An 8,234-nucleotide genomic window follows, 5' to 3' on the forward strand; every position below is an offset into this window, starting at 1 on the left:
GGTCAATTACCTAATTTTCAGGGAAAAAATCCCTAAATTTTCCCCCCAATCACTCCAATGGTAGGCACTTTTTCAGGGAAAAAAAGTCTAAAAGCCTTATCCAACAAGGTTTTTAGATTTATTCAGCAAACCCTAATTCAAGTGGACTCGTTGAGCCAGAAATTCTCAGCAGTGATGCTAGAAGAATCCACGTCCGTTTACGGCGTGGGGTATGTCAAAAGCCAATCTTTTAGTATAAAGGTGGCGCGACAATCATCCTCATTGTAACGTAAAATAGCCGCCAATAAAGTCCGATCTCCTGTTTTTAACCACTGGTCATACCACCAAACGCATTGATCCCCGCTTACTCCTCGATCGCGCCATTGGAAGCCAATCCAGTTAGCGAGGGATTTTAAAGAATAACTTTCCACGGGAAAAGTTACGGAATTAACTACATAATAGTGCAGATCAAAACAGCGAGAAACTAACTGATTAATCAAAGAAGAAGGAGTTTTATAAAGATAACCCAATCGCTTAATTGTTTCCACTTCGTACTCAGAAAAGTGAAAAATGGGTGCTTGATAATCCTGCATGACTAAGGTTAAAAATTCCTGCCAAATCCTGCCTTCATCTTCTGGCTTTTCTGCCAAAAAGGGATAAAATTGCTGGGTATTAACTCGATAATCAACGCGTAAAATCCCCAAAAGATAATCTAAATTCTGTTCTGGTTCCGCTTCGATGTCAAAATAAAATTCAATCTCGGCCCTCGGTAGGGGAGACAAATAAGCAGTTTTCCCGTTACTTTTGCGAAAGGCCCGATTTTCAATAATTGCTTGGGCCTGTAATTGTAACTGATTAGCCACCTCTAACCCCATACCCTCCCCCATACGGGTAGGACAGGTAAGCGCCAGGGATTCCATGGTGGAAACCCCCAAAGACTGTAAAAATTGGTAACGACTGGGAGTCACCCCCGGAACTAAAGAAAGATGTTGACTCGCTTGAGCGATACCATAACAGTGACTATACCAATGACATAAACTGCAACGCTGACGCGAGATAAAAACTTCTGGTTCTTGGCGATTAATCACCATTTCGCCGAACTTTTTGATTATTTCCTCTAGTTTAGTTAACCAGAGATTCAATTCCACCCGATAGCGATTATGACGACGTAGGACAATTTCGGCATAACCAGGAAAAACTCCCTGCATACTGGCTAATAAATAGGCGTAAAAAGTAGCCAGCAGCTTATATTCAGGCTTAGGACGGCGACCGAGTTGAATATTGAGGGGATAATAAATCCAATCGCCAAATTTCGACTTTCCTGCCTGTTTAATTAATAAATGGGGGGAACCGGTTAAAGAGACGGGATAGCCGGATTGTAACAGGACTCCGTGATAAATACAGGATACCCCCTGACGCATCAAAGCTTCCGTTTCCCTAGCGGCGGCTAAAATATCGCTGGTGGGAGTAGTCAGGGAATAATAATCGGGATAGGAGTCTTGTAGGACTTTTTTAACGTGACTTTGACTCTCTTGGCGCAATTTAAGCAAAAAATCTCGCTCAGGGTCTTTTTCTTGGCTATTGCCGTAGAGATTTAAAAACCCACGGCGTTGACAACGTTGGTAGTCTAGAAGTAGATCATCGGTCAGTAGCATTCTATACAAGGAGAAAAGTTAAGCTTTCCTGGACCTGTGAGGTAAAGTAAAAAATAATAAACTTAAAAAAAGAAAACATTCCCAAGTGTGTTTCCTCTACTCTAATACTATTGTGACAATTGCGACTGAATCCGTCGATAGAATTCAGCCGTCGGTCGTTGGGAGTCAGGAAATGGGGAAATGGGGAATTCAACTAAAACCCTAAAACCCCAAAACCCAACACCTTCTAACTGATAACTGATAACTGACCCCCCAATCTCCTCGCTTATGCAGAATTTAGACGAAAATAGCCTCGATTTCGCCGTTAGTAAACCGGATTTAGCCGAACAAAGACAGGAATTTCGGGGACTTAGCAATAAAGTTTATTTTAATTTCGGTGGTCAGGGAACCTTGCCCAAGGCCGGATTAGAAGCGATTATCGATGCCCATAATTTTCTCCAACAAAAGGGGCCTTTTTCAGGACGGGTAAACGATTGGATTACCAAAAAAACGGAACTTCTCAGGCAAGAAATGGCTCAGGAGTTGGGAATTAGCCCCAGCACTCTCTCTATCACCGAGGATGTCACTGTAGGCTGTAATATCGCCCTCTGGGGGGTTGATTGGCAAGCGGGGGAACATATTTTACTAACCGATTGTGAACACCCCGGAATTATCGCCACGGTTCGGGAAATTGCCCGTCGTTATCATCTGGAAATCTCCACTTGTCCTATTCGGGAAACTTTAAACGGCGGCAACCCGATAGAAGTGATTTCCGCTCATTTACGTCCCAAAACTAGGGTTTTGGTGGTCAGTCATGTTCTCTGGAATACTGGACAGGTTTTACCCCTCAAGGAAATCTCGCAACTTTGTCATGATAATTCTGTCACCGAAAAACCCGTTTTAGTGGTGGTGGATGCTGCCCAATCCGTGGGTTGTTTGCCCTTGGATTTAAGCGCCACTGCCGCCGATTGTTATGCTTTTACAGGTCATAAATGGTGGTGTGGACCAGCCGGTGTGGGAGGATTGTATATTCGTCCCGAAATTTTCCCTAGTTTACAGCCCACTTTTATCGGTTGGCGAGGTATTGAAACAGATAAGCAAGGACAGCCTATCGGTTGGAAACCCGATGCTAGACGCTTTGAAGTGGCCACTTCTGCCTATCCTCAATTTGAGGGTTTAAGGGCAACTATTGCGGTACATAACGCCTGGGGTGATGGGGGACAAAGATACGAAAAAATCTGTCAATTAGCGGCCTATCTCTGGGGAGAATTAAACACAATTAAAGGGGTGAAATGTTTAAAAAATTCTCCGCCAGAATCTGGTTTAGTTTCCTTTCAAATTGACTCGTCCATCAGCCCACAAAATTTAGTGCAACAGCTAGAAAAACAAGGGTTTTTACTGCGAACTCTCCTCGACCCCCTCTGTGTGCGTGCCTGTGTTCATTATTTCACTTTGCCATCAGAAATCGAGCAGTTAGTAGCAGCTATCAAAAAGTTAGTTTAAACCGCGTCGGGGATATTTTTATCCCTCGGCCATTAAGCGTAATAATTCGTCGGTAGATAACTTGCCGCTGGCGTCGGTCCCCTCCAATAAACTATCGGCGAGATCGCGTTTATGGTGGTGCAGATCGACAATTTTTTCCTCGATCGTATCCTTGGCCACTAAGCGATAAATCGTCACCGGACGTTTTTGGCCGATGCGGTGGGCGCGATCGGAGGCCTGATCCTCCACTGCGGGATTCCACCAGGGATCAAGATGGATAACATAATCGGCCGCGGTGAGATTTAATCCTGTCCCCCCGGCCTTTAAACTAATTAAAAATACGTCCCCTTCCCCCGCTTGAAAAGCTTTCACCTGTTTCTGCCGATCGCTGGCTGGGGTACTACCATCGAGGTATTGATATTTTATCTGCCTTTGATCGAGATAACTGCGGATAATGGCTAAATGATCAACAAATTGACTAAACACCAAGGCTTTATGCTGATTATCTAATAACTCATCCAGAATTTCCCCGAAACGGGACAATTTCGAGCCGGCTAAATCCAAATCTGGAGCCACTAACTGCGGATGACAGCAGGCCCGGCGTAATTTCATGATCTCTGCCAGTACCTGGAGATGTTTTGCCCCGGCGGTGCTGTCACTCTCGCTTAATTTCTCCAAAGCACGCCGCCGTAAGGCCTCGTAAAACGCCTTCTCCTCGACGCTTAACTCGATCGGGACTAAAATCTCGGTACGCGGCGGTAATTCCGCCAGAACTTGGTTTTTTGTGCGCCGGAGAAGGAAAGGCCGCACCAGTTTTTTTAACTGTTCGCGAGCGGTTTTATCGCCGTATTTTTCGATCGGGGTGGCGAAACGGCGATCAAAACTTTCCAAGGATCCCAACAATCCGGGGTTAATAAAACGGAAAAGATTCCATAATTCCCCTAAATGATTCTCGATCGGTGTTCCCGTGGTGATTAATTTAAAATCCCCCCGCAGATTCATGGCTGCTTTCGATCGCTTGGTGGAGAAATTCTTAATCGCTTGGGCCTCATCGAGAACGATTGTCCGCCATTCTACCCCAGCCAACATGGTGGCCACTTCTTCCTGCTGTAATAACCCATAGCTACAGACCAACAGATCGAAGGGTTGCAGTCGATCGAGTAGTGCTTGCCGATCGCCTGTTCCCAATTGGATGATATTTAAGGTGGGTGCGAACCTTTCCGCCTCACTAATCCAGTTCAAACAGACTGAAGTAGGAGCGATCGCTAAAGTCGGCCCCTCCGAGGCGCGGGTAAGGATTACTGCCAGGGCCTGTAAAGTCTTCCCTAATCCCATATCATCGGCCAAACAGGCCCCGGCCCCCCACTGGGCCAGCCTAGCTAACCAGCGAAAGCCTTCCAGTTGATAGTCGCGCAATTCTGCCTGTAGAGTTGAGGGGACTTCCGGGGTAAAATCCTGACTCTCCTGAAAGCGTTGTAAATTGTCGCGCCAACGTTTATCGGCCTTGAGTTGTCCCACTTCCTCAGTCAGTTCGGAGAGAATCGGGGCAGCGAAGGGATGAAACCGCAAACCGTCGCCGGACTTTTCCGAGAAAGCACGCATTTCCTGTAACCGTTCCCGAAATGCCTCGGTTAGGGCGAGAAATTGACCATCTCCGAGGGGAATAAACCGCCCCGGCGATCCCTCTAGCAGTTTCATCAACTCCTGCATACTCAGGACTGATTTCTCCTCTAGGTGCAGTTCCCCACTGACCGCAAACCAATCCCGTTGACTGTGGATATTTAGGTGTAGGTCCTGTAATCGAAGCTGACGCGTCACCCGCCATTTTTCCCCTTCCGGCCATTCCACGAGGACGCTATCGTTTAATTCCCGCAATTCTAGCAGTAGATCTAGACAATCCTCCGGATTTTCTAGCCGCCATTCCCCATTTTCCTCCTCAAAACTGATCAGGATCGGACAAGAATCGATCGCTGTTTGGGCCAGTTTTTTCTCTAGGGCCAGATCCCTAGTTGTTTGCAGCCGTTCCCCCTCAATCTCGGCGATTACTGTTTCTCCCCCTTTTCCAGGCTGGAAATAGGGACCGGCTGCCCCAAAAGGACGACTGAGAACCGCCACTTTTAGACCCTCCCCAGCCGGTAAGAGATGAATCCGGGGTTGACTATCGGCTGCCACTGACCGGGCTGCTTTTCCTCCGCCGATATCGGAATGTACTGTCACTATCCCGGACAGGGAATTGATCGCGGCCAGGACTTTTTCCCGGCCCTTGTCGGGGACTTCTAAGCGGTTGCTTTTGCCGATAATGTCGGCGATGCTTCGGTGTTCTGGCTTGACTTCGATTACCTTAATGCGAGTGGGGGTTTCTTTCCAAATCAGCACTTCTTGGTGATCGCTGAGATCGGGCAGTAAAGAGAGGATTAATTTACCCGATTTTTCCTTACTTACTCGCAATTCCGGTTCCCCGGCGACGATTTCTGCCCGCGTTCTGGGGGAATCTTCCCAAAACACCAGGGGATGACCGATCAGTTCGATAATAGCCCGGCGCTCAAAGTGATACTCGTTCTGGCCATAGTAACTGGATTCCACGAAGATATGGGCGCAAATTTTCAGATCCTGCGGGGTTAAATAGTCAATTTCCCCAGTTTTTCGCAGACGTTTAAGGGAGACGGGACGGCCACGACTCCAATTACCCCGCGCGTCGAGTTTCTGTTCTTTTGGTTGCAGGAAATAATCATCGGAATGGATAGAGAGAAACCAAGCAAGGCGGAAGACGGGGTTAGATTTACCCGGGGTTGGTGTTGGCGCGCACAGATTAGTCAAGGCATTCAGGCACAGTTGCCAAGCTTCTTGGGGTTCGATCGCATCCACCAGGGGGGAAGAGAGATGCCATTTTATAACCACCTCCGCTTCCGGCGCTCGATCGAGTCGGGACAGTAGGGACCCGGTTTCCAGGGCTAACCAATGGTAGCCAGCCGCCTTGGCATCTTTGTAGAGAGGCAAGAGTAGGCGGGGCAGATGTTTTTTAGCGATGTCGCTACTCATCCAGTAGAGACAGATACTATAGAGAAGAGTCTCTAGACCCTGGCCCATTTGGTAGGGATTGATCGCCGCGTCGATGATTGCGTCTTTGGCCTGTATATCTCCCTGACGGGCAGCAATGATTTTTTCCAGACGGGCATAGATAGGACTGAAAGGATGATCGTTTTGACGCGTCACCCAACTGGTATAGCTGGCGGCTTCCGCGAGACGTTCGGGGGTTCCTTCTTTGAGGAGGGCAAAAATAAAGGAGAAGCCGCTAATTGAAGAAAAATAGATTTTTTGTTTTCCTTTGGCTTTTTTTAGGGCTTTAAGGGCGAGGGTATATTCTTGGATCGCTTTGCTGTTTTTCCCCTCTAGAAAGGCAATCCAACCCCGGATCGCCCCGATTGCTGCTGCTTGGCTTTCCGGGAAGGGGCGATCGAGATACCGACGCACTTTATCGCTTTGTCCTCGGATGATTGCCTGTTCGAGCCACAAATGGGCTTCGGAAACACTGGTCTGGTCTTGACAGAGTTCTTCTAGGAGGGAAAAAGCTCCATCGGCGCGAGTTATTTTTTCAAAAGCCTTGACAAGAATGCTATTTAGTGCTAACGCCTGAAATTTGGTCGGTTGCGTCCGTAACCAATCCCCATCGAAGGGGTTATCGTAGATGAGAACCAGAAGGTCTTCTAGGCTAGTTTTTGGGGAAGAATAGCTGGTTTTCTGATAATCGGCGATTTGTTGTTCGACCGAGTCGAAATCCTGACGATAGATGGCCAGACGGATTTCTCGGATTAATTGCTCTTTTCCCTGAAAAACTAGGCTTTCATCCCAACGAGTTCGGGGTTGCGGCAGTTTGTCCTTGATGATCTCGGCAAAACGCTTGAATTCTCCCTTACTAACGCTATCACGGCTGGCAATCTCGACGAGGAGGGGATGACAGCGCAGCCCATAGCCTTTGTCCTGGATGATTACTTCCGCTTCTAGGAGGCGATCTAAATGGGATTTCAGGGTTTGGCCGTTAAATCGCCGGTTGTTCTCGTCGCGGTAATGGGCTTGATTTAAACAGTCTAGAAAAGTGCTGCGGGCGATCGGTTCATAGATTAGGGAAAAAAGACGGACAATCACCTGATCGAGTGCCGATAATTGTTGGTAGCGTTCGATGATTTGGCGGCGGATTTGCTCGATATCTTTCATATTCGGTTATATTCGTTTATACTCCTGATGGTTTTGCTGGGACTTGATCGCAATTTATAGACGGGTTTCCAAAAAAGGTTCGATATCGATGGGGAACCAATCCCCGTCTAATACCTGTTCGAGGGTGAATATAGACTCTAGGGGAATCGCATTTTTATCGACGATTCTGGCGTTAATCAGGGATTTTCTAGCGGTTAAATAGGCTTTCTCCCAAGAATCGCGGGCATGGTTGACGAGGGTGGCACTATCTATTTTTTGTTCTAATTGCGATCGGAAAGCCGCGATCTCCACTATCCAGTGACGGGCATTCCGTTCTTTTTCCGATTCCCAATAGGATAGTTTTAGCAAGTGTTCGATTAAAACAGTTAATAAACTCGTTATTGCCTGTCTCTCGCTTTTTCCCATGCACTCCACCTCTTCGATCAGGTTTTCCCAGTCCACCAGGTCAAACTCTTTTCTCTTTAACAGTTCGGCGGTTTTTTCTGTCCAGAGAACAAAATCTTCCTCGTAGAGAGCGGTCATCATCGAAAATTTGGGTCTGAAACCCCGCCGTTTTACGGCGGCTTTGCTGTTAAATATTAGCACATTTACGAAATATATGCTAAAATGTGAGGTATGGAAAAAGCCTATTCTTACCGATTTTACCCCACACCCGAACAAGAGTCGCTATTGCGGCACACTTGGGGCTGTGTAAGATTGGTTTACAATAAAGCTCTCCATCTCAGAACACAAGCTTGGCATGAAAGACAAGAAAGAGTAGGCTACGCTGAAACTTCTTCAATGCTAACCGAGTGGAAAAAACAAGAAGAATTAAACTTTCTCAACGAGGTAAGCTGTGTACCCTTACAACAAGGGTTAAGACATTTACAAACAGCTTTTACTAACTTCTTTGCTTGTCGTAATAAGTATCCTAACTTTAAGAAAAAA

5 protein-coding genes are annotated in these 8,234 nt (G+C 47.0%); 2 read left to right on the forward strand and 3 right to left on the reverse strand.

What is annotated here, in order from left to right; all coding sequences use genetic code 11:
• Positions 1–197: 197 nt before the first annotated feature.
• Positions 198–1,634: a TM0106 family RecB-like putative nuclease gene (locus tag IM450_RS12960; protein ID WP_287670841.1), complete on the reverse strand. Its 1,437-nt coding sequence runs from the start codon at positions 1,632–1,634 to the stop codon at positions 198–200.
• Positions 1,635–1,901: 267 nt separating this feature from the next.
• On the opposite strand from IM450_RS12960, the gene IM450_RS12965 reads away from it, so the two are divergent.
• Positions 1,902–3,116: an aminotransferase class V-fold PLP-dependent enzyme gene (locus tag IM450_RS12965; protein WP_287670843.1), complete on the forward strand. Its 1,215-nt coding sequence runs from the start codon at positions 1,902–1,904 to the stop codon at positions 3,114–3,116.
• A gap of 18 nt (positions 3,117–3,134) precedes the next feature.
• Here the strand turns inward: IM450_RS12965 and IM450_RS12970 are convergent, their stop codons facing one another.
• Together IM450_RS12970 and IM450_RS12975 are read right to left on the reverse strand one after the other, a co-directional pair.
• On the reverse strand, positions 3,135–7,307 hold the full coding sequence (locus IM450_RS12970; RefSeq protein WP_287670845.1) for a DEAD/DEAH box helicase: 4,173 nt from the start codon (positions 7,305–7,307) through the stop codon (positions 3,135–3,137).
• 54 nt (positions 7,308–7,361) lie between these two features.
• Complete coding sequence (locus IM450_RS12975) at positions 7,362–7,832, reverse strand: DUF29 domain-containing protein (protein ID WP_287670847.1); 471 nt, start codon at positions 7,830–7,832, stop codon at positions 7,362–7,364.
• Between the two features lie 90 nt (positions 7,833–7,922).
• Between IM450_RS12975 and IM450_RS12980 the strand changes: the two genes are divergently transcribed.
• The coding region (locus IM450_RS12980) for an RNA-guided endonuclease InsQ/TnpB family protein (RefSeq protein ID WP_287720634.1) at positions 7,923–8,234 on the forward strand (312 nt) is incomplete at its 3' end.

The sequence above is a fragment of the Microcystis sp. M083S1 genome (assembly GCF_020246405.1).
Classification (GTDB): domain Bacteria; phylum Cyanobacteriota; class Cyanobacteriia; order Cyanobacteriales; family Microcystaceae; genus Microcystis; species Microcystis aeruginosa_C.

Coding starts and splice junctions, on each gene's coding strand:
- IM450_RS12965 (WP_287670843.1), top strand. CDS start 1,902: ATGCAGAATTTAGACGAAAATAGCCTCGATTTCGCCGTTAGTAAACCG.
- IM450_RS12960 (WP_287670841.1), bottom strand. CDS start 1,634: ATGCTACTGACCGATGATCTACTTCTAGACTACCAACGTTGTCAACGC.
- IM450_RS12970 (WP_287670845.1), bottom strand. CDS start 7,307: ATGAAAGATATCGAGCAAATCCGCCGCCAAATCATCGAACGCTACCAA.
- IM450_RS12975 (WP_287670847.1), bottom strand. CDS start 7,832: ATGATGACCGCTCTCTACGAGGAAGATTTTGTTCTCTGGACAGAAAAA.